21 protein-coding genes are annotated in these 25,970 nt (G+C 74.3%); 17 read left to right on the top strand and 4 right to left on the bottom strand.

What is annotated here, in order from left to right; genetic code table 11:
* Positions 1-90: 90 nt before the first annotated feature.
* The 14 genes from ABGB06_RS14850 to ABGB06_RS14915 all read left to right on the top strand — a co-directional run bounded on the left by ABGB06_RS14850 (position 91) and on the right by ABGB06_RS14915 (position 18,277).
* On the top strand, positions 91-1,317 hold the full coding sequence (locus tag ABGB06_RS14850; protein WP_347589283.1) for a MoxR family ATPase: 1,227 nt from the start codon (positions 91-93) through the stop codon (positions 1,315-1,317).
* A complete protein-coding gene (locus ABGB06_RS14855; protein WP_347589285.1) occupies positions 1,314-2,678 on the top strand; it encodes a VWA-like domain-containing protein in 1,365 nt (454 codons plus the stop codon). The genes ABGB06_RS14850 and ABGB06_RS14855 overlap by 4 nt, the downstream gene beginning before the upstream one ends.
* 13 nt (positions 2,679-2,691) lie before the next feature.
* Positions 2,692-3,105, top strand: coding sequence for a VOC family protein (locus ABGB06_RS14860; protein ID WP_347589287.1), 414 nt, complete (start codon positions 2,692-2,694; stop codon positions 3,103-3,105).
* 135 nt (positions 3,106-3,240) lie between these two features.
* A complete protein-coding gene (locus tag ABGB06_RS14865; RefSeq protein WP_347589289.1) occupies positions 3,241-4,644 on the top strand; it encodes a condensation domain-containing protein in 1,404 nt (467 codons plus the stop codon).
* 224 nt (positions 4,645-4,868) lie between these two features.
* The gene (locus ABGB06_RS14870) at positions 4,869-6,137 is read left to right on the top strand and encodes a sedoheptulose 7-phosphate cyclase (protein ID WP_347589290.1); all 1,269 of its coding nucleotides are present in this window, start codon (positions 4,869-4,871) and stop codon (positions 6,135-6,137) included.
* A gap of 1 nt (position 6,138) precedes the next feature.
* Positions 6,139-7,257: a sugar phosphate nucleotidyltransferase gene (locus ABGB06_RS14875; protein WP_347589292.1), complete on the top strand. Its 1,119-nt coding sequence runs from the start codon at positions 6,139-6,141 to the stop codon at positions 7,255-7,257.
* Complete coding sequence (locus tag ABGB06_RS14880; protein ID WP_347589294.1) at positions 7,254-8,318, top strand: ROK family protein; 1,065 nt, start codon at positions 7,254-7,256, stop codon at positions 8,316-8,318. The genes ABGB06_RS14875 and ABGB06_RS14880 overlap by 4 nt, the downstream gene beginning before the upstream one ends.
* Positions 8,315-9,280: a sugar nucleotide-binding protein gene (locus ABGB06_RS14885; protein WP_347589296.1), complete on the top strand. Its 966-nt coding sequence runs from the start codon at positions 8,315-8,317 to the stop codon at positions 9,278-9,280. The genes ABGB06_RS14880 and ABGB06_RS14885 overlap by 4 nt, the downstream gene beginning before the upstream one ends.
* Entirely contained in the window at positions 9,277-10,452 is a 1,176-nt protein-coding gene (locus ABGB06_RS14890) for a VOC family protein (RefSeq protein ID WP_347589298.1), read from the top strand. The genes ABGB06_RS14885 and ABGB06_RS14890 overlap by 4 nt, the downstream gene beginning before the upstream one ends.
* A 46-nt stretch (positions 10,453-10,498) precedes the next feature.
* The gene (locus ABGB06_RS14895; RefSeq protein ID WP_347589300.1) at positions 10,499-11,773 is read left to right on the top strand and encodes a galactosyltransferase-related protein; all 1,275 of its coding nucleotides are present in this window, start codon (positions 10,499-10,501) and stop codon (positions 11,771-11,773) included.
* Positions 11,763-12,794, top strand: coding sequence for a 2-oxoglutarate and iron-dependent oxygenase domain-containing protein (locus ABGB06_RS14900; protein WP_347589302.1), 1,032 nt, complete (start codon positions 11,763-11,765; stop codon positions 12,792-12,794). The genes ABGB06_RS14895 and ABGB06_RS14900 overlap by 11 nt, the downstream gene beginning before the upstream one ends.
* Before the next feature lie 4 nt (positions 12,795-12,798).
* The gene (locus ABGB06_RS14905; protein WP_347589304.1) at positions 12,799-14,715 is read left to right on the top strand and encodes a glycosyltransferase; all 1,917 of its coding nucleotides are present in this window, start codon (positions 12,799-12,801) and stop codon (positions 14,713-14,715) included.
* A gap of 75 nt (positions 14,716-14,790) precedes the next feature.
* On the top strand, positions 14,791-16,884 hold the full coding sequence (locus ABGB06_RS14910) for an aldo/keto reductase (RefSeq protein ID WP_347589306.1): 2,094 nt from the start codon (positions 14,791-14,793) through the stop codon (positions 16,882-16,884).
* 94 nt (positions 16,885-16,978) lie between these two features.
* Complete coding sequence (locus ABGB06_RS14915) at positions 16,979-18,277, top strand: family 16 glycosylhydrolase (protein ID WP_347589308.1); 1,299 nt, start codon at positions 16,979-16,981, stop codon at positions 18,275-18,277.
* 72 nt (positions 18,278-18,349) lie between these two features.
* Here the strand turns inward: ABGB06_RS14915 and nhaA are convergent, their stop codons facing one another.
* Positions 18,350-20,245, bottom strand: a complete 1,896-nt coding sequence (gene nhaA / locus ABGB06_RS14920; RefSeq protein WP_347589310.1) for a Na+/H+ antiporter NhaA — start codon at positions 20,243-20,245, stop codon at positions 18,350-18,352.
* A gap of 140 nt (positions 20,246-20,385) precedes the next feature.
* Between nhaA and ABGB06_RS14925 the strand changes: the two genes are divergently transcribed.
* On the top strand, positions 20,386-20,604 hold the full coding sequence (locus ABGB06_RS14925) for an MbtH family protein (RefSeq protein ID WP_347589312.1): 219 nt from the start codon (positions 20,386-20,388) through the stop codon (positions 20,602-20,604).
* Between the two features lie 25 nt (positions 20,605-20,629).
* On the opposite strand, the gene ABGB06_RS14930 is transcribed toward ABGB06_RS14925, so the two are convergent.
* A complete protein-coding gene (locus ABGB06_RS14930; RefSeq protein ID WP_347589314.1) occupies positions 20,630-21,130 on the bottom strand; it encodes a nuclear transport factor 2 family protein in 501 nt (166 codons plus the stop codon).
* 136 nt (positions 21,131-21,266) lie between these two features.
* Here ABGB06_RS14930 and sigJ point away from each other — a divergent pair, with 136 nt between their 5' ends.
* Positions 21,267-22,241, top strand: coding sequence for an RNA polymerase sigma factor SigJ (sigJ, locus tag ABGB06_RS14935; protein ID WP_347589316.1), 975 nt, complete (start codon positions 21,267-21,269; stop codon positions 22,239-22,241).
* On the opposite strand, the gene ABGB06_RS14940 is transcribed toward sigJ, so the two are convergent.
* On the bottom strand, positions 22,220-23,008 hold the full coding sequence (locus ABGB06_RS14940; RefSeq protein WP_347589318.1) for an AfsR/SARP family transcriptional regulator: 789 nt from the start codon (positions 23,006-23,008) through the stop codon (positions 22,220-22,222). The two genes, sigJ and ABGB06_RS14940, sit on opposite strands and share 22 nt — an antisense overlap.
* A 129-nt stretch (positions 23,009-23,137) precedes the next feature.
* On the opposite strand from ABGB06_RS14940, the gene ABGB06_RS14945 reads away from it, so the two are divergent.
* Entirely contained in the window at positions 23,138-25,423 is a 2,286-nt protein-coding gene (locus tag ABGB06_RS14945) for an MMPL family transporter (protein WP_347589320.1), read from the top strand.
* A 31-nt stretch (positions 25,424-25,454) separates the two neighbouring features.
* Here ABGB06_RS14945 and ABGB06_RS14950 read toward each other — a convergent pair whose 3' ends face one another.
* Positions 25,455-25,958, bottom strand: coding sequence for a carboxymuconolactone decarboxylase family protein (locus tag ABGB06_RS14950; protein WP_347589322.1), 504 nt, complete (start codon positions 25,956-25,958; stop codon positions 25,455-25,457).
* Between the last annotated feature and the right edge of the window lie 12 nt (positions 25,959-25,970).

The raw sequence follows: 25,970 nt of genomic DNA on the forward strand, positions 1-25,970 counted from the left end.
GGTCCGCTCGGCGTTCTTCCCGGTCTTCCCGGTCTTGCCGCTCTTCCCGCTCTTCCCGGTCTTCTCCGACGAACCCTGAGGTGATCCGTTATGACTTCTGCCGCCCCTGCCGCCCCCCTGGACGTCGCCGACGAGCTGCTGGCCCTGTTGCGCGACACCACCACCGAACCGCGCCCCGATCCCCAGCTGGAGGCGCTGTGCCTGGCCGTGACCGCCGACCTGCCCGTCCTGTTGTGGGGCGAGCCCGGCATCGGCAAGACCGCCGCCCTGACCCACCTCGCCGAGGCGCTCGACCTGCCGCTGACCACGGTGATCGCGAGCGTGCACGAGCCCTCCGACTTCTCGGGGCTACCCGTGGTGGGGGACGACCCCGCCGAACAGGGCGTCCCGATGGCCCCGCCGGACTGGGCGGTGCGACTGGTGCGGGCCGGGCGCGGGCTGCTGTTCCTCGACGAGTTGTCCACGGCGCCCCCGGCGGTGCAGGCCGCCCTGCTGCGGTTGGTGCTCGAACGGCGGGTCGGCGCGCTGCGGCTGCCGCCCGGGGTGCGGATCGTGGCCGCCGCGAACCCTCGGGCCTCGGCGGCCGACGGCTGGGAGCTGAGCCCGCCACTGGCCAACCGGTTCGTCCATCTCCAGTGGATCCACGACCACGAGGTCGTGGTGCGCGGCCTCGGCGGGACCTGGCCCCGGGCCACGCTGCCCCGGCTCGACCCGGCGGAGCTGCCCGGGGCCGTGGCCTTCGCCCGTCGTGCGGTGTGCGGCCTGCTCGCCGCCCGGCCCACGCTCGTGCACCGGCTGCCCGACAACGAGGCCCGGCGGGGCGGCGCCTGGCCGTCGCCCCGCAGCTGGGAGACGACCCTGCGGCTGATCGCCTTCGCGACCGCGTCCGGTTCGTCGCGGGACGTGCTGTCCGCGCTGGTCAGGGGTGCCGTCGGCGACGGCCCGGGGTTGGAGTTGCTGGCGTCCCTGGACCGGCTGGACCTTCCGGACGCCGAGGACGTGCTCGCCGACCCGGAGGGCGCCCTGCTGCCCGAACGCGGCGACCTGCGGCAGGCCGTGCTCGACGCCGTGGTGGCCGCGGTCCGCGCGCGGCCGGAGAAGGCGCGTTGGGACGCGGCATGGGCGGTGCTGGCCCGGGCGTTGCGGACGGGGGCCCCCGATCTGGTGGTCGTCCCCGCGACCACGCTGGCCTCGCTGCGCCGGGAGGACTGGGACGTCCCGGAGTCCGTCGAACGCCTCGCCGACGTCGTGTCCCTCTCCCGGCGGGCGGACGAGGCGGCGGCGCGCGCCGCGGTCCCGGCGAAGGTGAGCCGATGACGGCGGGACGGCACGGCACGGCGTCGACCACGTACGCGCCGAGCGAGACGGGAGAGACGGGAGAGACGAATGAGGTGAGTGAGGGGAGTGAGGGGAGGGAGAGGCGCGAGGCGTACCAGGCGTCGCCCCGGCCGCTCGACCGCGACAAGCTCTTCTCCGCCCGGCTGCACGCCGCCCGGGTCCGGCCCTACCTCGCGACGGCGCTCTTCGCCCTGCACGTCGTGGAGTCGCGGCGGGTCCCGACGATGTCCGTCGACCGGCACTGGCGGTGCTACGTCTCGCCGGGGTTCGTCGACCGGATGCCCGTCGAGGAACTGGCCGGGGTGTGGGTGCACGAGGTGTCCCACCTGCTGCGCGACCACCACGGGCGCGGCGACCGGGTCACCAGGGAGCGCGGGCTGACCGGCCCCGGCGAGCGGTTGCGGGTGAACATCGCCGCCGACCTGGAGATCAACGACGATGTGTACGGCGACGGCCTGGCCCGGCCCGAGGGCGGCGTCGACCCCGACACGTTGCTGTTGCCGCGAGGGCTGCTGATGGAGGACTACCTGCGGCTGTTCACGCTCGGGCCGCGCACCCAGGACTTCGTCTGGCTGGACTGCGGCAGCGGCGCCGACGGGCTGGGCCGGGAGTGGGACCTGGGCCCGGACGGCGCGCACGGCCTGAGCGAACAGGAGCGGGACCTCGTCCGGTTCCGGGTGGCACGGGGCATCCTCGGCCGCCCGGGCCACGCCCCGAAGGGGTGGCGGCGGTGGGCGGAGGAGGCGTTCCATCCGCCGCAGCCCTGGCGGCAACTGCTGGGGGCGGCGATCCGCTCGGCGGTCTCCGGCGGTGGCGTGGGCGAGGACTACACCTACGGCCGCCCGGCGCGGCGCTCGGCCGGCATGCGGGGCGTCGTCCTGCCGAGCCTGCGGCGCAGACCGCCCCGCGTCTGCGTGGTCATCGACACCTCGGGATCGGTCAGCGACGCCGAGTTGGGCAGCGCGCTCCTGGAGGTCGCGGCGATCTCCCGTGCGGTGGGCGGCCGGCGCGATCTGGTGTCCGTGCTGTCGTGCGACGCGGCCGCCGGGGCGGTGCACCCGCTGTGCCGCGCCGAGGGCATCCCGCTGGTGGGCGGCGGGGGCACGGACCTGCGCGGCGGCTTCGCCACGGCGCTGCGGACCCGCCCCCGCCCGGACGTCGTCGTCGCCCTGACCGACGGGCAGACCCCCTGGCCCAGCGACCCGCCACCCTGCCGGACGGTGGTCGGGCTCTTCCCCCGCACGAACACCCCGCGATGGCGCGAGGACAACCCCGCCTACGTTCCGGACCTGCCGCCCGCATGGGCACGGGTGGTGGAGATCGGAGCACCGGCCGTCTGAGGAGAATGAGGAGATGACGGGACATCACCTGACGATGAACGCGCTCGTGATCGACTGCGAGGATCCTGAGCGGTTGGCCTCGTTCTGGGCTCAACTTCTCGGCAGGCCGGTCGCCTCGCGGCGGGGCCCGTACGTCTGGCTCACCCGTGTCCACGGCCTGGTCGTGGGCTTCCAGCGGGTCGCCGAGCCAACGGCCGGGAAGAACCGCCTGCACGTCGACGTCAGCGCGCCGGACCCGGCGGCGGAACGGGAACGGATCGAGGCGTTGGGCGGTCGGCTGCTTCCCGAGTACGCGGCGGGAGGATTCCTGGTGATGGCCGATCCCGAGGGGAACGAGTTCTGCGTCATCCCGGAAGGGCCGTTCGAGATGGACGACGAGGGGCGGGCGAGCTATCTGGAGGCGGGCGGCGCACGTTCCCCCTCGTGAGGTCTGCCCGCCGGGCGCTCCCAGATGCCGGCCGGCCGGTCCGTATCGGGGGCGTATCGCGCGCGGCCAGCGTGGGGGCAGCACCCTCGACGGGCCCGCCTGGCGGGCGTCACGCCACACGCGGAGGTTGGAACGGTGAGGACCGAGGCCACCACATACCCCCTGTCCGCCAGTCAGGAACTGCTCTGGGACCACATGATGGCGCTGTCCCCGGGTGATCCCGGGGCCGTGCCCGAGGTCGCGGTGTGCCTGCGGGAGGTGCTCGGACCGCTCGACCCGGAGCTGTTCCGCCGGGCGGTCGCCCGGGTCGCGGCGGGTCACGAGCCGCTGCGCATGGGGTTCCGCACCACCGGCCGCGACCCGCGCCTGGTGATCGAACCCGGTGTCGAGAACCCGCTGGACCTCGTCGACCTGAGCGCCGTGCCGGACGAGCGGCAGCGGCGGGAGCTGGCGGCGCTGCACGCGGACGCCTGCGGCCGGCCCTTCGACCTGCGCCGGCCGCCCCTGTGGCGCGCCCGTCTGGTGCGGCTCGCGCCGGAACGCCACGTGCTGATCGCCGCCTTCTTCCATCTGGTGGCGGACGGCTGGTCCACCCGGCTCTTCGCGGAGGAGGTGGCCCGCTGCTACGGGAGCCTCGCCGGCCGGTGCCCCGCGCCGCCCGCGGCCGGCGTCGGGTTCCGCGAGATCGCCGCCCTGCAGGGCCGCGAACTGGCCGCGACCCCCGAACGGGTGGAGTTCTGGCGGCGCTCGCTGCGGGGAACCCCGAGGCCGGTGCCGTTTCCGGTGCGAGCAGTGCCCCCGGAGACCGACGTGCGGGCCGCGGCGGCCACCAGGTTCCGGCTCCCGGCCGAGGTCGGGCGCCGGCTGCGCGGCGCCGCGTGGCGGGCGAAGAGCACCGAGTACGTGGCGCTGATGGCCGCGTACCACCTCCTGCTGCGCCGGCGGCTCGGCGCCGAGCGGATCGTGATCGGCACCACGACGCTCGGCCGCCCCACCGCCCTGGCCAGGCGCCTGATCGGGCAGTTCACCAACGACGTGTACGTGACCGCGGACATCCGCCCCGAGCACTCGCTGGTCGACACCGTCCGCCAGGTGCACCACGGCCTCGACACGGCCATGCGCAACGCCGTCGCCTTCCGGAGCCTCGCCCGGGCCGCCGACCCGGACTTCGACCGGCGGCCGTGGCCGGACGTTCAGCTCTTCGACTCGTATCTCCAGGCGGAACCGCCGGCGGCGCCCGAACTCGAGGTCGCCGGCCTGCGGCTGAGGCAGATAGAGATCGACGAGCCGGACGCCGGCGCGGCGGGCGGCGCGCTCCCGGCCGGCGCCGTTCCGGCGTCCCGCCTGCCGATCTGGGCCAAGAAGACCACGCCCTTCATGATCGTCGACGACGACCGGCGCGGCGGCGCCCTGGTGTGCAACCCCGGATTCTTCGACCCGGGCCTGGCCGGGGACCTGGTCGCCGAGTACGTGGAGATCGTCGAGACCCTCGCCGCCGACCCGACCCGCCCGGTGGGGTCGGTGACCGCCGCCGCGTGACGGGGGGCGGACGCGTCGCGTGGACCCCCGCGCGTCGGGGCCGTATCGGCCGCGTACGGGTGACGTATCGGGACACACCAGCATGGCCGGCATGGCATCCACTCCCCCACACCCCGGCTCCGCGCCGCGGCCGCCCGGCCGCACGCGCCCGCGGACCGCCATGGACCCGCTGCCCGCCGAGGCCTGACCCTGCCGGCCCACCGTTGGAGGAAAGGCTTGACGGCATGACAGTCCAGCCCGATTCGACGTCAGAGGCGCTCCGCCCCTGCCCGCGCACCGTGGCGGAGCCGCCGCGTCCCCCGTGGCAGCCGCACCGCGCGTGGCAGGTGAGCAGCAGCAGAACGGTCAGCTACGAGGTCGTGCTGAGCTCCGGCCTGCTCGACCCGGCGAACCCGACGCTGGCCGCCGCGGGCGTTCCTGACGGGGCCGGGCCCGGACGCCGGCTCGTGGTGGTCGACGCCACCGTGCAGGCGCTGTACGGCGCGCGGCTCTGCGCGTACCTCACCCGACGCGCGGTCGAGCACGAGTTCTGCGTCGTCGACGCGCACGAGTCCGTGAAGAGCATGGAGACCGTGTTCGGGATCCTCGCCGCGATGGACGCCTTCGGGATCTCCCGCCGGCGCGAGCCGGTCATCGCCGTCGGCGGCGGCGTCCTCACCGATCTGGTCGGACTGGCCGCCAGCCTCTACCGCCGGGCGACCCCCTACCTGCGGGTGCCCACCACCCTCATCGGCATGGTGGACGCGGGCATCGGCGCCAAGACCGGGGTCAACTTCCGCCAGCACAAGAACCGCCTCGGGAGCTACCACCCGTCCTCCGTCACCCTGATCGACCAGGAGTTCCTGGGGACGCTCGGCCCCCGGCACCTGCGGAACGGGCTCGCCGAGATCCTCAAGATCGCCCTGGTCAAGGACGCGACGCTGTTCGAGCGGCTCGAGGAGCACGGCCCGCGGCTGGTCGAGGAGCGGATGCGGCCCGCGGGCTCGGCCGACGGCGCGAAGGTGGCGGAGGAGGTGGTGGAGCGGGCCATCCACGGCATGCTCGAGGAGCTCCAGCCCAACCTCTGGGAGCACGAGTTGCGGCGGCTGGTCGACTTCGGGCACTCCTTCTCGCCGGCGATCGAGATGGCGGCGCTGCCCGCGTTGCTGCACGGCGAGGCCGTCTGCGTCGACATGGCGTTCAGCGCCGTGCTGGCCCACCGGCGCGGGCTGCTCGACCGCGGCGACCTGGTGCGGCTGCTGCGCGTCATGGACCGGCTGGAACTGCCGACCTGGCATCCGGTCTGCACCCCCGATCTCATGGCGCGCGGGCTCGCCGACACCGTCAGGCACCGGGACGGCCGGCAACTGCTCCCGTTGCCCGACGGCATCGGCCACGCCCGCTTCGTCAACGACGTCAGCCGCGCCGAACTGGACGCGGCGCTGGGCCTGCTGCTGGACCTGGGCGGGCGGTCCGACGCGCTGGCCCTGACCTCAGGAAACCGAGGAGCGTGACATGGACGGTGTACGCGCGGTTCTCCTGGCCGGCGGCGAGGGCCGCCGCATGGGCCCGCTCGGCCGCGGCCGGCTGAAACCACTGGTCCCCTTCGGCGGCACCTGCCGGCTGATCGACTTCAGCCTGGCCAACGCCCGCCGCTCCGGCTTCCGGGAGGTGCTGCTGCTGTCGCAGTACGAGGAGCGGCGCCTGATGGACGATCTGCACACGGTGTGGAACGGCGACCCGCGGAACTTCCGGGTGCACTTCGGGCCGTACGACGCGGCCTACCGGCGGATCCCGGCGGGGATTCCCGACGCGCTGCCCGACCGCGCCTGGCCGCCGGAGCGCGGCACGGCGGACGCGCTGATCAGGAAGGCCGAGCACGTCTTCGGCGGGGACCCGACCGAGGTGCTGGTGCTGCACGCCGACCACGTCTACCGGTTCGACTACGCCGACATGATCCGCCGGCACCGGGCCAGCCGGGCCGCCCTGACCATCTCGTACCAGCGCATCGAGCGCCGGTACGTGCACCTGTTCGGCATGGTGGACTTCGACGCCGCGGGAGATCTCACCGGATTCGTCGAGAAGCCGGCGGAGCCGACCAGCGACCTGGTGTTCGCCGCCTTCTGCGTCTTCGACGCGCGCACGCTGCGCCGTTGTCTGGAGCGGCTGGACGGGACGGACTGGCGGCACGACATCAGCCGCGACGTCATCCCGGCCCTGCTGGCCGCGGGCGAGCGGATCCGCGGGTACGAGGTCACCGGCTACTGGGCGGACATCGGCACCGTCGACCGCTACCACCGGGCGCACCGCGGTCTGCTGGGCGCGAGCCCGACGCTGCGCCTGGCCGAGCTGCCCCGCACCCTGCGCCCGGCGGTACCGCGCCGGTATGTCGCGTGGGAGGGGGCGGTGCGCGACAGCATCGTCGCCGCCGACCTGGTCAACGCGGGCCGGGTGGAGCGCAGCGTCGTGTATCCCGGCGTCACCGTCGGCGCCGGTGCGAGCGTGCGGGACTGCGTGCTGCTGCCCGGGACGGTGGTGCCCGACGGCGCCCGGCCGGAGTCGGCCGTCCTCCTGGAGGACGGGACCGTGCAGCGGTGCGAGCCGGCCCCGGTGCTCGGGGGTGTCGCCCGATGACCGCGCTGTCCTACGCGCCGGGCGCCCCGCGCGGGTACGTCGTCGCCGATCTGGGCGGCACCACGTTGCGGATCGGCCGGATCGCCGCCGGGTCGAGCTCGGTGGAGGCGGTCCGCCGGGTGGCGACCGACGGCCTGGGCAGCCACCGGGGGCTGCCCGCCCAGGCGCTGCAGGACCGGGTGCTGGCCCAGCTCGCCCGGGAGTTGGCGGCCTACCTCGGCTCCCCCGAGGGTGCGGGGGCGAGCGCGGTGGGCGTCTCGTTCGCCGGGCCGATGACGCGGGACGGCACCGTGCTGGCCGGGCCCACGCTGTGGGGCGGGGCCGCGGCGCCGCTGCCCGTCGCGGACATCCTGACCCGGCGGCTCGGGGTGCCGGTCGTGGTGGCCAACGACATCACCGCCGCCGCCTGGCGCTACGCGGACGCCGAGCCCGACCCGTTCTGCGTGATCACCGTCAGCTCGGGCATCGGGCACAAGGTCTTCCGCGACGGCGAGGTGCTCGTCTCGGGCTCCGGGCACGGCGGCGAGATCGGCCACTGGCGCGTCGACCCGGCCGAGGACGCCCCGCTCTGCGAATGCGGCGGCCGGGGCCATCTCGGCGGGATCGCGTCGGGGCGCGGCGTGCTGCTGGCCGCCCGCCGGGCCGCGGCGGTCGACCCGCGGGGCTTCGGCCGTTCCGCGCTCGCCGGACCCGCGGGCGGCGATCCGGCCGGCGTCACGAACGCGGACCTGGCCCGCGCCGTCCGCGCGGACGACGCGTTCGCCACGCGGGTGTTGCGCGGCTGCCTGGCCCCGCTGGCCCTCGCGGTCACCTGCGTCTTCACGGCGATCGGCGTGCGGCGCTACCTGTTCATCGGCGGTTTCGCCGTGGCGGTCGGGCCCCGGTTCGTCACCCTGCTCGGCGACGAGGTGACGCGGCTGGGCTGTTTCGGGCTGAGCGACGAGGAGGCGCGCGGCATGCTCGCGCTGGGCGCCGCGGACGACGACCACGGCCTCATCGGGATGGCACGGATGCTGGTCCGGACGCTGCCCGTCACGGCGGGCACCGGAGGGGGCGCATGAGGGCGCTGGTCGTCGGCAGCGGGTTCGTGGGCCGCGCGCTGGCCCGGCGGCTGACCGGGGCGGGCGCCGCGGCGGTGCTCGCCTCGCGGACGCCTCCGACGCCCCCCGGGGGCCTCGCCGTCCGGGACTGGATCCGCCTCGACATCACCGACGACGGCGCCTTCGCGGACGCGGTCGAGCGCACCGGCGCGGACACCGTCGTGCTCGCGCACGGTCCCTCGGACGTGACCTGGTGCGAACGGCATCCCGCGGCGGCGGCGCACGGCCATGTCGAGGCCGCCAGGCAGGTGGTGCGGGCGGCCGGGGACCGGCGCGTCGTCCTCGTCTCCACCGACCAGGTCTTCGACGGCACCGCCGAGGCGCCCGACGAGACCGTCCCACCCCGGCCCGCCAACGCCTACGGGCGGGCGAAGCTCGCCGCGGAACGGATCCTGGCCGAACTGCCGGCCGTCACCCTGCTGCGGGTCAGCCTGATCTACGGATGGGAGCCCGCCGACAGCCCGAAGTGGCTCAACTTCTTCGCCGCCTGCCTGCACCGCCTCCGGGCCGGCGAGCGGGTGACCGCGCCCGTCGACCAGTGGACCACCCCCGTCCTCATCGACGACGTGGCCGCGGTGACCGCCGCGCTCGTCCGGGCGGAGGCGCCGCCGCGGCTGCTCCATCTCGGCGGCCCCGCGCGGATCTCCCGGGCCGACTGGGCGGCCGTCATCGCCGAGTTGTTGGGCGCCCCGCCGGGACTGGTGCTCGGGGAGCCGCGGGCGAACGGCCGCTACGCCGACCGGCCCGCCTCCTCCTGCCTGTCCAGCGGACTGCTCGCGACGCACCCGGCCACCGCCGGGCTGGCGCCGCGGTCGGTCCGCGAGGGCAGCCGCCTGCTGATCGACCGGTTCGCCCGGCACACCCCGCGCACCTCGCCGACCCGGACCCCGACCCCGACTCCGACTCCGAGGAGCACCGCGTGACGACCGACACCGGCGCGCCCGGCGCCGCACCGACCCTCGCCCCGCCGGTCGGGACCGCCGCGTTGCCCGGCGTGCCGGGCGCCCGCCGGGTCGACCATGTGGCCCTCACGGTGCCGGACCTGGACCGGGCGACGGACTTCGCGGTGCGCGTGCTGGGCGGCGAACTCGTTTACCGGCTGCCGCCGTTGGCCCACGACGACGACTGGATGCGGGACCATCTCGACGTCCACCCCCGGGCCAGCGCGGAGATCGCCCTGGTGCGCCTCGGGCCGACCACGAACCTGGAGCTCTTCGCCTACCGGTCGCCCGACCACCGTGACGTGCCGCCGCGACCGCACGACCCGGGCAGCGTGCACCTGGCCCTGTGGGTGTCGGACGTGGACGCCGCCGTGTCGGCCCTGCGGGAGCGCGGGCCGTGGCGCCCCTACGGGCCCGCGCGGACCGTGCCCCGCGGACTGCCCGGCGCCGGGATCCGGTGGGTCAGGGTGACCACGCCCTGGGGCGGGCCCCTCGAACTGCGCTCGGTGCCCGCCTCGCTGCCGTACGAGCGGCGGCACGCCGCGCGCCGTTTCGGGCCGTGCCCGGAGTGGCGCAACCGCGACGACGGAGCGGACGGACCGGGAGCGGCGGCCGGCGCGCTGCCCGGGGCGCGCAACGTCGACCAGGTGGCCTACACCGTGGCCGACCTCGACGAGGCTGAACGATTCTTCACGCGGGTGCTGGGCGCCGAACCGCTCTACCGCACGACGGTCGACCTCGCCGATCCGGAGCTGGCCGCGGCCCTGGGGGTGCCGCCCGGCGGCACCCTGCACCAGGCCGCCCTGCGCCTCGGCCCCACCGACAACGTCGAGCTCAACCGCTTCCCCGACCCGCCCGGCGCCCGCCGCGGCTGGCCCCGCAACAGCGACGTGGGCGGCAACCACCTGGCGCTGTACGTGGACGACGTGGACGCGGCGGCCGGCTATCTCGCGGCGCAGCCCGGCTGCGCGGTGCTCGGCGCCCCCGAGACCATCCCCGAGGGCCCGCTGGCGGGCGACCGCTGGGTGTACGTGCGCACCGGAATCGGGCTGTACGTCGAGGTGGTGCGGATGCCAGACGGCAGCCTGCCCTACGAACGCGGCACCGCCGCCAGGCGCCGGGCGGCCCGCGGCGAACGGTGGTGGGACCGGTGAACGCCGCGCGCGGGACCCGACGCCTCGACGAACGGAAGGACGCACCGTGCTAACGCTGACACCCACAGAGCCGGAACTCCTGGCCGCGGCCGTCGTCACCACGCTGGCCGTCGACTTCGACCCGCAGGCCCGTGAGGCCAGCATCTTCTACTGGGAGCGCGGCCGGTCGTACCGCCGCGCGGTGGTGGCGGCGGCCGAGCGGACCGGCGACGAGACCGTCGCCCTGCTGGTCGACGAGTTGCGGGCACGCCCCGCCGATCCGGCCCTGCACCTCGCCCTGCGCACCCGGCTGGTCCGGCTGGCCGGCGAGAGCGGCGACGGCGGCGGGCCGGCCCTCGGCACCCTCTTCGAGCGGGCCTGGGAGGCGGAGTGCAACTCGCGTCTGGGCTACCACCTGGGCCGGCACTACGGCGGCACCGGCCAGGCCAGCGTCGACGCGGAGCGGCTCGGCACGCTGCCGCCGGGCGACGGGCTCGGGCCCGGCGACGCACCCGGGGTGCTCGTCGTGGTGCCGTTCCGGGACCGGGGCCCGGGGCTGCGGCTGCGCAACCTGCTGGCCTGTCTGGCGGCCCTGCGGGACCAGTCCGTGCCGCGCGGGAGCTACCGGGTCGCGGTGGTGGAGACGGACGACGCCCCCCGCTGGCGTGACGCCGTGCGGCCCCGCGCGGACCACTACCGCTTCGCGTACAAGCCCGGCGGCTTCAACAAGTCCTGGGCGGTGAACGTCGGTGTGGTCAACGCTCCGGGCCGGGCCGAGATCGTCTGCATCCTGGACGCGGACGCCCTGGTCGACCGCGACTTCGTCGCCCGGAACGTCGCCCGCTTCCGGCGTCCGGGCGCCATGGGCCACCTCAGCTACCGCGACATGTGGTGCCTCGACGAGTCCGCCACCTCCTGGGCGATCGAGGAACGGCTCTGGCGGCGCGCCGCCGCGGCGGACCCGGACCGGCTGCGGGCCTTCGTGCTGCGCCGACCGCCCGGGTGCTGCGTCTGGGTGCGGACGAGTGCCTTCCACCGGATCGGTGGGATGGACGAACGCTTCGAGGGCTGGGGAGGCGAGGACAACGACTTCGCCTACCGGATGGACGTCAACTCCGCCTTCGACCACTACCACGATCCACTGCTGCACATGTACCACCCGTCCTCCGCGGTGCTGCGCGAGGACGGCGAGCTGGTCAACGCCCACATCCCCGCGCTGAGCTGGGGGCCCGCCTCGGCGGCCATCGGCGACGCCGACCGGTTCGCGCGGACGTCGGGACCCGGCCGGCACCACGAAGGAAGGCACCCGCACGAACGAAGGGCAGGCAGCCATGTCGCGTGACATCCCCGTTCTGGACCTGACCGAGTGGCGGGCCGCCGACGCGGCGCGCCGCTCCGAGACCGGGGCGGCGCTGGACGCCGCCCTGCGCGCCACCGGCCTCTTCCTCCTGCGCGGGCACGGCGTCCCGCCGGGGCTCACCGACCGCATGCGCACGCGGGGCCGGGCGTTCTTCGCCCTGCCCGACGAGGTGAAGCGGCGGTACGCCGTCGGCCGTCCCTACGACAACGGCTGGCGGGGCCTGGGCGGGCTCGACGTCGGCGCCGTCAACGGCCAGGCGGGCGCGCCCGACCTGCACGAGGCGTACCACGTCGGGCCCTCCCTCCCCCAGCCTGGCGGCTGGGAGGTGCCCCCATGCACCGGCGACCCGTCGTTCGACGCCACGTACTACCCGCGCAACCGGTGGCCGGCGGAACAGCCGGGGCTGCGGGACACGGCGCTCGCGTACACGGAACACATGACGCGGGTCGCCCACGAGGTGCTCGGCGTGCTCGCGGCCGTCCTCGGCCTGCCCGGGGACTTCTTCACGTCCAGGTCGCGGCGGGCGACCTGGACCCAGAACGTCAACTGGTACCCCTCCCTCCGGACCGTCGGCGGCGTGTCGGAGGGACAGATGCGGGTCGGTCCGCACACCGACTTCGGCACGCTGAGCCTGCTCGACCGCCAGCAGGGGATCGGCGGTCTGGAGGTGTGGAACGAGGAGGCGGGCTGGTTCCGGCCGCCCTTCGAGCCCGGCACCCTGGTCGTCAACCTGGGCGATCTGATGAACCTCTGGACGGACGGCCGTTGGCGCTCGCTGCGGCACCGGGTGCTGGCGCCCAGCGACGCGGCCCCTGACGAGGAGCTGGTGTCCCTGGTGTACTTCTTCGAGGCCGACCCCGACGCGGAGATCGTCCCACTGGCGGCTCCGGTGGGCGGCGGCGCGGGGATGCGTCCGGTGATCGCCGGCGAGTCGATCCTGGAGAAGGTACGGGGGTCGCTGACGCTCGACCTGGTGTCGTCCGCCCGGGAAGGGCAGGGCTGATCCGGTGCGGATCGTCGAGTGCTACCACGACTTCACCGGCTTCGACGACCGCCTCGTCCGGGCGGGGACGTCGGTCTATCTCTGGAACCTGGTCCGGAAGTTCCGGGACGCCGGGCACGACGTCAGCGCGGTCACGCCCGCGCACGGCCTGCTGCCGTCCCTGGCGGCGACGCACCCGGTCGAGGACCTGCCGTGGAAGATCGACGAGGAGGTGCCGATCCGGCTGGATCCCCGCGTCTGGCCCGGGCACCCAGAAACGGTCCGCCTCCGCCTCTCCGTCCGGGCCTCGCGGATCACGGTGGACGGGATCCCGATCGTTTTCCTGAGCGGCGGTCTGCTCGACCTGTTCCCGGACACCCGCCTCCCCCCGGCGGACCTCGAGGGCGAGGACCTCGCCTTCCTGAAGCCGCTGGCCTTCCAGTTCGCCGCCGCCCGCTACCTGACGGACCGGGAGCCCCCGGGGACGGTGGTGCACCTCCACGAACCCCGGTATCACTACCTCCTACCAGCCGCGCTCGCGGGCCGCGGGCTCACCGTGGTGTCCACGGTGCAGACGAACCATCCGGTCAACCAGAAGGTGTACGCGCCCGAGGTGCGGGCGGTGCTCGACCAGCTGGGCGCCGACGCCTCGGTGACCGACGGACTCGTCGACCCGCCGCTGGACTCCCCGCTGCACCGGGCGATGCGCGCGTACCTGCCGCGCACCGCGCTCTACGCCGACGCGACCTCGGACTCGGCGGCGCCGGCGGCAGATCACATCAGCATGCTCGCGGTGGTGCTCCGCTCGGTCGCGGCGATGGACTTCCTCTCCGAGGGCCAGCTGCGGCACCTGCTCACCCAGGGCGGCACCCCGTTCGAGCAGCTCTTCGGGGAACTCGCCGTCGCGCACGAGCTGCGCAGGTACCGGGACCGCCTGGTCGTGTGCGGTTGCGCCATCGGCGACGAGTGGCTGGCCGCCGAGCGGAGCGACGACCGGCGCCGGCGCACGCTGCGCGGGCTGGGCCTGGACCCCGACCTGCCGACCATCTATCACAACGGGCGCTACGCGCTGCAGCACAAGGGCCAGAAGGAGGTGTTCCGGGCCGTCGGGCGGCTGCTCGACGACGGGGTGCGCTGCAACGTGCTCCTGCGCTGCCTGACCGGACGACCGCTCGACGACGCGGACCTCGCCGACCTGACGTCCCGGCATCCGGATCTCGTCCGGGTCAGGACCGAGGCGGGGACCACGGCCGAGCTGATGGACTGGGCGCTCGCGAGCGACCTGTCGGTGTTCCCCTCGAAGTTCGAACTGGACACCTTCCTGATGGCGATGGGCGAGGCCATGGCGGCGGGCACGATCCCGGTGGCCACGGCGCAGCGCGGGATGGCGCATTTCCGGCACGCCTTCGACCTCGCGTCGCCGGACGCCGCCGGGCTCGCGGTCCGGCGCTCCTTCCGCGTCGACGACCCGCTGCTCGTCGAGGAGGTGCACGCGGGCCTGCGCCGCCTGGTGCGGCTGATGGAGACGGATCCCGCGCGGGTGTCGGCCCTCCGCGCGCGGGCGGTGGCGGTGGCGCGCCGCTTCACCTGGGACGCCGTGGCGGAACGCTTCCTCCTGCTGTTCGGCGCCTGCCGGCGCGGCGAGGTCCCGGCCACCGCGCTGGGCACCTCGCTGCCCGAGCGCGTCGCGGACCCACCGCGTGCGGAACGGCACGGGACCGCCGTGCGGGCGGCGGGCCGCGTCTCGGTCCGGTGGGAGGACGCCGACGCCGCCCGGGTCGAGATCGTGTTCCCCGGCTCCCCGCCGGAGATCGTGGCGCTCGACCGGCGCCCGGACGGCGTGTTCGCGAGCGAGCTCGCGCGCCGGGGCGCGTCGCGTCTCGCGATGCTGGTGACCCGGCACGACGGCGAGTCGGCCTGGGCCGAACTGGCCGTGACGTAGTCCCGGACGGCTCGATCCCGACGTCCCATCCCTCCCTTCCCCACGCTGTCGCGCACGACCATTCGAGGAGCGGACATGATCACGAACACACAGGAGGCGGCCCCGACCACGCTACGCCTGGCGATCATCGGATCAGGAAACATGGCCCGGCGGTTCCTGCGGCAGGTGCCGGACAGCCGGCGGTGCGAGCTGCGGGCGATCGGCGACCGAGATCCCGACGCGGCGCGGGCACTCGGAAACGAGGTCGCCGACCTGTGCCCGGAGGGCCTGGTCTGCGGCACCGAGGACGAGGTGATCGCCTCCGACCAGGTGGACGCGGTCTACATCGCGACCGTCCACACCACACACGCCGAGCTCACCCTGCGGGCGATCGCCGCCGGCAAGCACGTGCTGTGCGAGAAGCCGTTGGTCGTGAACCACGCCCAGGCGATGACCGTCGTGGACGCGGCCCGGCACGCCGGAGTCCGCCTGGTCGAGGCGATGATGTTCCGGTTCCACCCGCAGCTGGCCGCGGTCCTGGAGCTGGTGCGCGCCGGTGCGATCGGGGAGGTGCGGCACGTCGACGCGGGCTTCGCGTTCTACGTGCCCAGCGACCCGAAGGCGCCCACCATCGTGACCGCCGACCTGGTCATTCCGGATGCCGGCGGGCTCGACGGGCGGCTGTTCGACCCGCACCTCGCGGGCGGCGGGATCCTCGACGTCGGCTGCTATCCGCTGTCGCTGGCGCGCGCCGTCGCGGGCGCCGCCGCGGGGGTCGACTTCCTGGACCCGGTGGGCCTCACCGGCGACGGGAGCCTCAGCGACGGCGGTGTCGACGAGTGGGCCACCGCCCAGCTGCGTTTCGACAACGGGGTGACGGCGTCCCTGCGGACGGGCGTGCGGATGGTCGACAACAACACCGTGCAGATCGTCGGGTCGAGGGGCACGATCGAGCTGCTCGACCCGTGGGCGCTCTCGACGCGCCCTCGGGTCGTCGTCCGCCGCGTCGGACACCTGCCGGAGCAGCGGACGTTCCCCGCGTCGGGGGCGTACGCCCTGCAGATGGACGCCTTCGCCGCGAGCGTCCACGGCCCGGAGCCGGAGCAGCTGAGCAACGCGGACTCCCTGGGCAACGCCGCCGCGCTCGACCGGTGGCGGGCGGCGGTCGGGGTCCGCTATCCGTTCGAACGGGAGGACGCGACGCTAGGGACGGTGTCCGCGCTGCCGCTGCGGGTCCCGGCGCCGGTCGGCGGCGCGGGCCGCGACGGCCGGGCCAGCCGGGTCGGCCGGATCGACGGGCTGGACAAGCCCCTCTCCCGGATCGTCATGGGATGCGACCACCAGCCCGACCTCGCCACCGCGTCCGCGCTGTTCGACCACTACGTCACGCTCGGCGGCAACGTGTTCGACACCGCCCACTTCTATCTCGACGGTCGGGCCGAACGCCGGCTGGGCAGGTGGATCGCCAACCGCGGCATCCGGGACGACCTGGTGGTGATCGGGAAGGGCGCGCACACCCCGAACTGCAACCCGGAAGGGCTGAGCAGGCAGCTCGTCGAGTCGCTGGAGCGGCAGGGAACGGGCCACCTGGACGTCTACCTGCTGCACCGCGACAACAAGGAGGTGCCGGCCGGCGAGTTCGTGGACGTCCTCAACCAGCACGCGGACGCCGGCCTGGTGCGGATCTTCGGCGGTTCGAACTGGTCGATCCGCCGGGTGGACGAGGCCAACGCCTGGGCGCGGGCCAACGGCAGGCGCGGCTTCTCGGTGCTCAGCAACTACTTCGGCCTCGCCGAGCCGAACGCGTTGCCGTGGCCCGGCTGCCTGGACGCGTGTGACCCGGAGTCGATCCGCTGGCTGACCGAACGGCAGCTCCCGCTGCTCGCCTGGTCCGCCAGGTCCCGCAACTTCTTCAGCCGGGCCGATCCCACGGACCGGACGGACGCCACGCTGGTGCGGTGCTTCTACGGTCCGGAGAACTTCGAGCGGAAGCGGCGGGCCGAGAAGCTGGCCCGCGATCTCGGGGTCTCGCCCTCGGCCATCGCGATGGCCTATGTGCTGCACCAGCCCTTCCCGACGTTCGCCCTGTACGGACCGAAGACGCTGGAGGAGTCGCGGGTGAGCTTCCGGGCCACGGAGATCGACCTGTCGCCCGAGCAGATCGCCTGGCTCCGGAGCGAGGCGCCGTGACCGCGGCCCGAGCCCCGGAGTCCGGCGAGTTCCGGAACCGGCGCGGGCGTCCGTTGACCTTGCACTGGTCTAAACCAGCTGTTATGTCGTGTACATGAAGAGAAGAAGACCCCCGCGCCGCCGCGGCAGGCGCCTGTTCGCCGCCGCGGCCGTGCTCGTCCTGGGCGGCACGCTGCTCCAGGCAGGAGCCGCGGCCGCGCCCGCGACGTCCCCTTCCGCTCCGGTTCCCGCACCGGCCTCGGGCGAGGCCGCCGACGTGCCCATGGCCGTCGTGTTCGAGGACACCTTCGACGGCCCCGCCGGCTCGCCGGTGAACAGCGGCCGCTGGCAGACCGAGACCGGTGACAATCCCAGCAACGCCGAGCACCAGTACTACACCCCGGGCACCGCCAACGCCGCACTGGACGGCCAGGGCAACCTCGTCATCACGGCGCGCGCGGGCAACCCGGCCAACTACCAGTGCTGGTACGGCACATGCCAGTACACCTCGGCCCGGCTGAACACCGCGGGACGCTTCACCGCGCAGTACGGACACGTCGAGGCCCGCATCAGGATCCCGCGCGGCCAGGGCATCTGGCCGGCGTTCTGGATGCTCGGCAACGACATCGGCTCCGTCGGCTGGCCCGCCAGCGGCGAGATCGACGTCATGGAGAACATCGGCCGCGAGCCGAGCACCGTCCACGGCACCCTCCACGGCCCCGGCTACTCCGGCGCCGAGGGCATCGGCGCGGCCTACAACCTCCCCGGCGGGCAGGCCTTCGCCGACGCGTTCCACACCTTCGCCATCGACTGGACCCCCACCTCCATCACCTGGTCCGTCGACGGCCAGGCCTACCAGACCCGCACCGCGGCCGACCTCGGCGGCGACCCCTGGGTCTTCAACAAGCCCTTCTTCCTGATCCTCAACCTCGCCGTCGGCGGCTACTGGCCCGGCTATCCCGACGGCAGCACGGTCTTCCCCCAGACCATGACCGTCGACTACGTCCGCGTCAGCACCGGCGACACCTCCGGACGCACCGGCCCGATCACCGGCCTGGCGGGCAAGTGCGTCGACGTCGCCGGCGCCAGCAGCGCCAACGGCACGCCCGTCCAGCTCTACGACTGCAACGGCACCGCGGCCCAGCAGTGGACCTTCGCCGCCGACGGCACCGTCCGGGCGCTCGGCAAGTGCCTGGACGTGGTGGACAACGGCACCGCGGACGGCTCCCCGCTCCAGTTGTGGGACTGCTACGGCAGCGCGAACCAGCGGTGGGCCGTGAGCTCCGCCCACGACGTCGTCAACCCGCAGGCCGACAAGTGCCTCGACGTCACCGACGGCAACTCCGCCAACGGCGCCCGGCTCCAGATCTGGACCTGCACCGGCGCGGCCAACCAGAAGTGGAACACCCCCTGAGCACCCGTTGACCACTCCCCGACCGCCGAAGCGTCCCGGGCGGGGCAGCCCCGCCCGGGACCGTCACCGGCGTCACGGCCCCAGCCGCGCCCGTTCCCGCGCCGCGCGGACGGCGGTGGAGAGGGTCTGGATGTCGTACGCGCCGCGGTGCCGGCGTCCGTTGACGAAGAACGTCGGGGTCCCCGACACGCCGCTGAGGTCCGCCGACTCCACGTCCTCGGCCACCCGAGCGGTCCAGGTCCGCTCCCGCAGCTCGTGGCGGAACCGTTCGACGTCGAGGCCGAGCCGCCCGGCGTACGTCAGGAGATCCCTGGTCCGCAGCGCGCCCTGGTGCTCCAGCAGCAGATCGTGCATCTCCCAGAACGCGCCCTGTTCGGCCGCGGCGACGGAGGCCTCGGCGGCGAGCTGGGCGTTGGGGTGGACGTCGTTGAGCGGCAGGTGCCGCCAGACGTAGCGCAGGTCCCCGACCTCGGCGAGCAGCTGGCGGACCGCCGGCTCCGCCTGCCCGCAGTAGGGGCACTCGAAGTCGCCGTACTCGACCAGCGTCACCGGGGCGTCCGCCGGGCCGCGCACGTGGTCGCGCCCGCCGTCCACCGGCACCGCCAGGTCCACGATGGTCTCCGCCGTGCCCAGCAGCGCCCTGACCTTCCGCGGCCGCGGCAACCCGTGGATCAGGCGGGTCACCACGAGGGAGGTGACGACGGAGCCGGCGACGGCGCTGAGGATGCCGATCTTCGCCTCCTCCAGCCGGTCGCCGCCCAGGGCCAGCGTCGCGATGAGCAGCGACACGGTGAAGCCGACGCCGGCCATGCAGCCCGAGGCGAGGATCGAGCCCCACCCGACCGGCGGGCGCAGCCGGCCCCGGCTGATGCGCGTGGTCAGCCACGACGCGGCCAGGATGCCGAACGGCTTGCCCAGCACGAAGCCGCCCAGGATGCCCAGCGTGACCGGCGAGGTGAACGCCCGGGCCAGCTGCGCACCGCTGAGCTCGACCCCGGCGTTGGCCAGGGCGAAGAGCGGCACGATCAGGTAGCTGGACCAGGGGTGGTAGGTCCGCAGCAGCCGGTCGTTGGGCGAGAGCGCCGAGGCGATGCCGAGCCGGACGGAACGCTCGTACTCCGGCGTCGGCTGCTCGCGGAACAGACGGAACAGGTCGCTGGCGCGCTCCAGATCCCCGCGGGTGGCCGGGTAGGCGTAGGTGAGCAGCCCCATCGCCAGGCCGACGACGATCGGCTCGACGCCGGAGGCGTGCAGCGCCACCCACACGGCCGTGCCCAGCGCCCAGTACACCACGCCCCAGCGCACGTCGGCGGCGCGCACGAGCAGCACCACCGCGAAGATGCCGAGCCCGGTCAGCAGCGCCGGGAGGTCGACGTCCTCGCTGTAGACGACGGTGATCACGCCCAGCGCCACGAAGTCGTCGACCACGGTCACGGTGAGCAGGAACGTCCGCAGTCCGGTGGGAAACCGGGAGCCGAGCAGCGCGAGCATGCCCAGCGCGAACGCCGTGTCCGTGGACATCGCGGCACCCCAGCCGGACACGGTGGACTCCCCCGCGTTGACCAGCAGATAGATCGCCACCGGGCAGAGCATCCCGCTCAGCCCGGCCGCGAGCAGCGGCACCACCCGCCGGCGTTCGCGCAGCTCGCCCATGTCGAACTCGCGGCGGGTCTCCAGTCCGACGACGAAGAAGAAAAGCGTCATCAGCCCGCTGTTCACCCACCCCCGCAGGTCCAGGGCCACGCGTTCGGCGCCGACGTGGATCGACACGTCGGTGTGCCAGAACTCCGCGTACGACCCCGGATCGACGTTGGACCAGACGATCGCGGCGAGCGCCGCGGCCAGCAGGACCGCGGCGCCGCCGGTCTCGGTCTTCAGGAACAGCCACAGCGGGGACCGCGCGCTCTCGTCGTACGCGGTCTGCCCGGCGAGAGGCCGGGAATGTCCTGGTTCGTTCACCCGGGTCATTCTGCCCTTCCGGGCCCGACGCGCCGGGGCGCCGCCTCGTCGCCGGCGCCCCGGTGGCCTGAGCAGCGGGCTTCGATCCCCCTTGCACCCCCTCGCCACTTAGGTTAGCCTCACCTAAATTTTTGGCTGAGGAGGCGGACATGACCAACCCGTTCGACGACGAGGACGGCGTCTATCTGGTGCTGGTCAACGACGAGGGCCAGCACTCCCTGTGGCCCTCCTTCGCGGACGTTCCGGCCGGTTGGCGGACCGTGCACGGCGAGGACACCCGGCAGGCGTGCCTCGACCACGTCGAGAAGAACTGGACCGACCTGCGGCCGAGGAGCCTGGTCGAGAGCACGGGCGCCGACGCCCGATGACCGCCCCGCCGCGGCGCGGGCCCGGTCACCGCGGAGCGTCCGCCGTGTCCTCGACCCCGGGCGGCAGCTGAGCGGGCGCGCCCCCGGCGTTCGACGGCGCCGAGCCGGCCAGCGGGCTGGTGTCGAGATACCTGATCTCGAAGACCCGCTGGGCGAACCTCCAGCCCTCCTCGGTGCGTTGGTAACGGTCGTGGTAGATGGCGTAGATCAGTCCCTGCCGGCCGTCGAGGGCGCGGCCCAGCTCCTGTATGTAGGTGCGTCCGGTCGCGGTGTCGCCGTCGAGCCGGAGCGTCCCCGGATGCGTGGTCTGCACGAAGAAGTCCCACTGGCTCTGCAGCCGCTCACCCCCGGTCCTGATCTCCTCGCGGCCGAGCATCTCGACGGGGACGTCGGGCATCCGCAGCACGCCGTTCGGCGTGAACAGCGCCGCGAGGCGGGCGCGGTCGCGCATCATCACCGCGTCGGTGAACTCCCCGCGCAGCGCCTCGATCTCGATGCGGTCGGCGATGGCCTGAAAGTCGTTCATCGGGTCCCTCCCTGGGTTCTCCCCCTTCGACCAGTCACCCCCTCGCGGTGTGAGGCGACGCGCCAACGTCACAGTTCCGGGTGCTGCCCTGTCGAACGGATGAGGGCGTAGGCGACCGAGGGAGTTGGGCGACACCATGACCACCCAGCCACACCAGGCGGACCGGCCGGTGCCGGCGGAGGACAGGACCGATCCGGGCCTGAGCGCGATCATGCACGAGCGGCGCCATCTGACCGGGCTCGCCTACCGGATGCTCGGCTCGCTGGCCGAGGCCGAGGACGTGGTGCAGGAGACCTACGCCCGCTGGTACGCCCTGCCCGGACACCAGCGGGAGGCCATCAACGCCCCCGGCGGCTGGCTGACCACGGTCGCCAGCCGCATCTGCCTCAACATCCTCGGCTCGGCCCGGGCCCGCCGCGAGCGCTACGTCGGCGCGTGGATCCCCGAACCGCTGCCCGACCATCCCGACTGGAGCACCGCACGGCCGAGCGCCGCCACCGCGGACCCGGCCGACCGGGTCACCCTCGACGAGTCGATCACCATGGCCTTCCTCGTCGTGCTCGAGTCGATGACCCCGGCCCAGCGCGTCGCGTTCGTCCTGCACGACGTCTTCCGCTACACCTTCAACGAGGTCGCCGAGATCGTCGGCCGCACCCCGGCGGCCTGTCGCCAGCTCGCCTCGGCCGCCCGCCGCCGGATCCGCGCGGAGCAGCCGACGGCGGTCCCGCCGACCGCCCAACAGGCCGACGTGGTCCGTGCCTTCAGACAGGCGTGGCAGGCCAAGGACATCGACGCCCTGGTCGGCCTCCTCGACCCCGACGCCAGCGCCATCGGCGACGGCGGCGGCGTCGCCGACACCCTCCCGCGTCCCGTCCACGGCAGCGAACAGGTCGCCCAGGCCTACCTCGCCATCGCCCACGCGGCGCCCCGCCTGACGGTCCTGGAACGGACCGTCAACGGGCAGCCGGGACTCCTCGTCCGGCACGGCGACCTCACCGTGGCGGTGCTGGCCTTCGACATCGTCGGCGACCGGATCAGGCACATCTGGTCGGTGCGCAATCCGGAGAAGCTGCGTCCCTGGGCGACCGGTCAGGACACCAGGACGGGCTGAGGGAGCAGCGCCGGGTCCTGGCGCAGGATCCGCTCGTGCAGCGTGCGCAGCGCGGGGCCCGGGTCCGACCCCATCCGCTCCGCGATCCGCCGCCGGGCGTCCTCGTACGCGAGCAGCGCGTCCGAGGACCGCCCGCCGCGGTACAGCGCCAGCATCAGCAGCCACACCAGCCGTTCCCGCAACGGGTGCGCGGCCACCTCGCGGACCAACTCGTGCACGCACTCCGGATACCGCCCCAGCTCGAGGTCGGCCTCCAGCCGCGCCTCCTGCACCATCAGCCGCTTCTCGGCGTACCGGCGCCGCTCCGCCTCCAGATAGGGACCGGCCAGCCCTTCGGCGAACTCCCCGCGCCACACCGCCTCCGCGCGCGCGGCCAGCCGGCCGGCCGCGCGCAGGTCTCCGGCGTCCCGGCAGGCCAGCGCCTCCCGCAGCAGCGCGCGCCGCTCCGCCAGATCGTCGATCCTGGCCCCGCCGAGCCGGTACCCGCTGCCGGTCCAGGCCAGTTCGGGCGGCGCCGACCCGTCGCCGCCGGCGGCGAACGCGCGCCGCAGACCCGAGACGTACTTCTGCACCAGGTTGCGCACGTGAGCCGGCGGCTCCTCCCCCCACACGGCGTCCACCAGGCCGCCGTAGGACATCGGCCGCCCGTCCTGCAACAGCAGCACCGCGAGCACCGACCGCTGCCGCGGCGGCCCCAGTGGCACCTCCGCGCCGGCCCGCAACGCCCGCAGCGGCCCACACAGCTCGAAACGCAGCCCCTTCGACATACGTCGAGCGTAGCCGCCGGGGCGCGTTCCAGCGGATCTTCCAGCGGACGTTCCAGCGGATGTTCCAGCGGACGGTCAGCGGGCTTCGGCAGCGTGGGCCGCCACACCCCTTCGGCAGAAAGCACGGTCATGGCGCACCAGGAGGAGACGCACCGGACGGCCCCCGGCCAGCCGGACGGAGGAGGCCCGCTGACCCGGATCGGGCGGATGGCGGTGCGGCGCGGCACGGCGGTGCTCCTGGCCGCCCTCGCCCTCCTGATGCTCGCGGGCGGCTACGGGGCTGGCGTCCAGGACGACCTGGACCTGGCCCGCTGGGACTCCCCCGGCACCGAGTCGGTACGCGTCCAGGAGATCCTGCGGGAGGAGTACGGCACCGGCAACCCCAACCTGGCGCTGCTGGTCACCGCCGCCGACGGCGACGTCGACAGCCGGCGCACCGCCGCCGCCGGAACCGCCCTCGCCGCCGAGCTGGCCAACCACCCGATGGTCACGGACGTCACCTCGTACTGGGACGGCCGCGGCGCCGCGCTGCGCGCCGCGGACGGGGACCGCGCCCTGGTCCTGGCGCGGCTGGAGGGCAGCGCCACCGACACCCGCGGCGAACTGGAAACGCTCTCGCCCGAGCTGACCCGCACCACCCCCGAGATCACCGTCGCGGTGGGCGGCCAGGAGGAGATCTCGCGGCAGGTCGGCGAGCAGGCCGCGACCGACTTCCTGCGCGCCGAGGCCATCATCCTGCCCGCCGTCCTGCTGCTGCTCGTCCTCGTCTACCGGCGCACCGTGGCCGCCCTGCTCACCGTCGGCGTCGGCCTGTTCTCGGTTCTCGGCACCCTGGCCGGGCTCCGCCTGATCGCCCAGTTCACCCCGGTCTCCGCGTTCGCCGCCAACCTCGCCCTGGTGCTGGGCCTGGGCCTGGGCATCGACTACTGCCTGTTCCTCATCAACCGCTTCCGCGAGGAGCACGCCGCCGGGCGGTCCCTCGACGAGGCCGTGCCCGCGGCCGTCGCCGCCGCCGGCCGCACCGTCGTGTTCAGCGGCCTGACCGTGGCCGTGTCGCTGGCCACGCTGCTGGTCTTCCCGTTCTTCTTCCTGAGCTCCTTCGCCTACGCCGGCGTCCTGGTCGTGCTCACCGCCGTCACCGGTTCCGTCGTCGTGCTGCCCGCCGCCCTCGCCCGCTGGGGCCACCGGGTCGTGCGTCCCGGATCGGCCACCCGCGGCGCCGCGTTCTGGGACCGCACCGCCCGGGCGGTGATGCGCCGCCCACTGGTCACCGGCCTCGCCGCGCTCGCGGTGCTGCTGCTGGCCGCCTCCCCGGTGCTCGGGCTGCGCTTCGGGCTGCCCGACCAGCGCACCCTGCCCGCCGACGCCTCCAGCCGGATCGCGGCGGAGACGGTTCGCGACCACTTCGCGGCCGAGCCCACCGACAGCCTGTTCGTCGTCTCCGAACCCGGCACCGCCGTCCCCGCGTCGGAGGCCGCCGCCTACGCCGCGGACCTCTCCCGCGTGCCGGGCGTCTTCCACGTGGTCTCCACGGCCGGCACCCACCGCGACGGGCGGCTGACGGAACCGCCCGGCACCGACGCGGCCGCGCTGACCGCCGCCGACGGCGGCGCGGGCATCACCGTGGTGCCCACCCAGGAGGCCATGGCGGGAGACGTGCCGGGCCTGGTCGCCGACGTCCGCGGCGTCGACGCGCCCTACCCCGCCCTGGTCGGCGGCTACCCGGCCGAGACCACCGACTTCCGGGCCACGCTGGTGCAGCGCGTGCCCCTCGTGGCCGGCCTGATCCTGCTGGCCACCGGCGTGCTGCTGTTCCTGCTCACCGGCAGCGTCCTGCTGCCGCTCAAGGCGACCGTCCTCAACCTGCTCAGCCTCGGCGTCATGTTCGGGGCCCTGGTGTGGATCTTCCAGGAGGGCCACCTCTCCGGGTTCCTCGGCTTCACCCCCGCCGGCTCCATCGAGCCCAGCATCCCGATGCTGATGTTCTGCGTCACCTACGGCCTGTCGATGGACTACGAGGTGTTCCTGCTCTCCCGCATCAAGGAGGAGCACGACCGCACCGGCGACACCGAGGCGGCGGTGGCCGCCGGTATCCGCCGCACGGCGCCGCTGATCACGGCCGCCGCCGGCATCCTCGTCCTCGCCTTCGCCACCTACGCCACCAGCGGCGTCGTGTTCCTCAAGGAACTCGGCGTCGGCACCGCGCTGGTCATCCTCGCCGACGCCACCCTCGTCCGGATGGTGCTGCTGCCCGCCACCATGCGCCTGGCGGGCCGCGCCAACTGGTGGGCCCCGGCCCCGCTGCGGCGCCTGCACGCCAGGGTCGGCCTGAGCGAGGGCGGCCGGCCGCCGGAGGCGACCGCCGGAGCCGAGGCGCCGCGCGCGGACGTGCCCGCGGTGACCGCCCGGGGCTGAGGCCCCGGGCGGCCGCGGGCGGCGGCCCGGGTCACCGCGTGCGCTGCTCGGCGATCCCGCGCACCGGATGCCTGCTCATGACGGAGACCCGGTTGAAGGCGTTGATGGCGATCGCCACCCAGATCGTCGCGGAGATCTCGTCGTCGTCGAGCACCTGGCGGGCGGCGGCGTAGGCGGCGTCCTGGGCGGCGTCGTCCGCCGGCCGGGTGGTGGCCTCAGCCAGGGCGAGGGCCGCGCGCTCCCGCGCCGTGAACAGCTCCGTGTGCCGCCAGGCGGCCAGCACGCCGAGGCGCTGCGTGGTCTCGCCGGCCCGCAGCGCCGCCCCGGTGTGCACGTCGAGGCAGAACGCGCAGCCGTTGAGCTGCGAGACGCGCAGGTTGACCAGTTCCACCAGCACGCGGTCCAGGCCCGCGTCGGCGGCGGCCGCGCGGGCCGCCTCCGAGGTTGCCCGCAGGGCGCGATAGGGCTCGGGGCTCTGCTTGTCGACGTAGACCCGCTCGGCCGCGGAACCCGTGGTCGTGTCGCTCACTCGCATGCCCTCCTCAGC

Origin of the sequence: Streptomyces sp. B6B3, from assembly GCF_039871525.1 — a bacterium.
Classification (GTDB): Bacteria; Actinomycetota; Actinomycetes; order Streptomycetales; family Streptomycetaceae; genus Streptomyces.

What these genes read in the sequence shown, in the direction of transcription:
- ABGB06_RS14850 (WP_347589283.1), top strand. Translation starts at nt 91, where the DNA reads ATGACTTCTGCCGCCCCTGCCGCCCCCCTGGACGTCGCCGACGAGCTG.
- ABGB06_RS14855 (WP_347589285.1), top strand. Translation starts at nt 1,314, where the DNA reads ATGACGGCGGGACGGCACGGCACGGCGTCGACCACGTACGCGCCGAGC.
- ABGB06_RS14860 (WP_347589287.1), top strand. Translation starts at nt 2,692, where the DNA reads ATGACGGGACATCACCTGACGATGAACGCGCTCGTGATCGACTGCGAG.
- ABGB06_RS14870 (WP_347589290.1), top strand. Translation starts at nt 4,869, where the DNA reads ATGACAGTCCAGCCCGATTCGACGTCAGAGGCGCTCCGCCCCTGCCCG.
- ABGB06_RS14875 (WP_347589292.1), top strand. Translation starts at nt 6,139, where the DNA reads ATGGACGGTGTACGCGCGGTTCTCCTGGCCGGCGGCGAGGGCCGCCGC.
- ABGB06_RS14880 (WP_347589294.1), top strand. Translation starts at nt 7,254, where the DNA reads ATGACCGCGCTGTCCTACGCGCCGGGCGCCCCGCGCGGGTACGTCGTC.
- ABGB06_RS14885 (WP_347589296.1), top strand. Translation starts at nt 8,315, where the DNA reads ATGAGGGCGCTGGTCGTCGGCAGCGGGTTCGTGGGCCGCGCGCTGGCC.
- ABGB06_RS14900 (WP_347589302.1), top strand. Translation starts at nt 11,763, where the DNA reads ATGTCGCGTGACATCCCCGTTCTGGACCTGACCGAGTGGCGGGCCGCC.
- ABGB06_RS14910 (WP_347589306.1), top strand. Translation starts at nt 14,791, where the DNA reads ATGATCACGAACACACAGGAGGCGGCCCCGACCACGCTACGCCTGGCG.
- ABGB06_RS14915 (WP_347589308.1), top strand. Translation starts at nt 16,979, where the DNA reads ATGAAGAGAAGAAGACCCCCGCGCCGCCGCGGCAGGCGCCTGTTCGCC.
- nhaA (WP_347589310.1), bottom strand. Translation starts at nt 20,245, where the DNA reads ATGACCCGGGTGAACGAACCAGGACATTCCCGGCCTCTCGCCGGGCAG.
- ABGB06_RS14925 (WP_347589312.1), top strand. Translation starts at nt 20,386, where the DNA reads ATGACCAACCCGTTCGACGACGAGGACGGCGTCTATCTGGTGCTGGTC.
- ABGB06_RS14930 (WP_347589314.1), bottom strand. Translation starts at nt 21,130, where the DNA reads ATGAACGACTTTCAGGCCATCGCCGACCGCATCGAGATCGAGGCGCTG.
- sigJ (WP_347589316.1), top strand. Translation starts at nt 21,267, where the DNA reads ATGACCACCCAGCCACACCAGGCGGACCGGCCGGTGCCGGCGGAGGAC.
- ABGB06_RS14940 (WP_347589318.1), bottom strand. Translation starts at nt 23,008, where the DNA reads ATGTCGAAGGGGCTGCGTTTCGAGCTGTGTGGGCCGCTGCGGGCGTTG.
- ABGB06_RS14945 (WP_347589320.1), top strand. Translation starts at nt 23,138, where the DNA reads ATGGCGCACCAGGAGGAGACGCACCGGACGGCCCCCGGCCAGCCGGAC.
- ABGB06_RS14950 (WP_347589322.1), bottom strand. Translation starts at nt 25,958, where the DNA reads ATGCGAGTGAGCGACACGACCACGGGTTCCGCGGCCGAGCGGGTCTAC.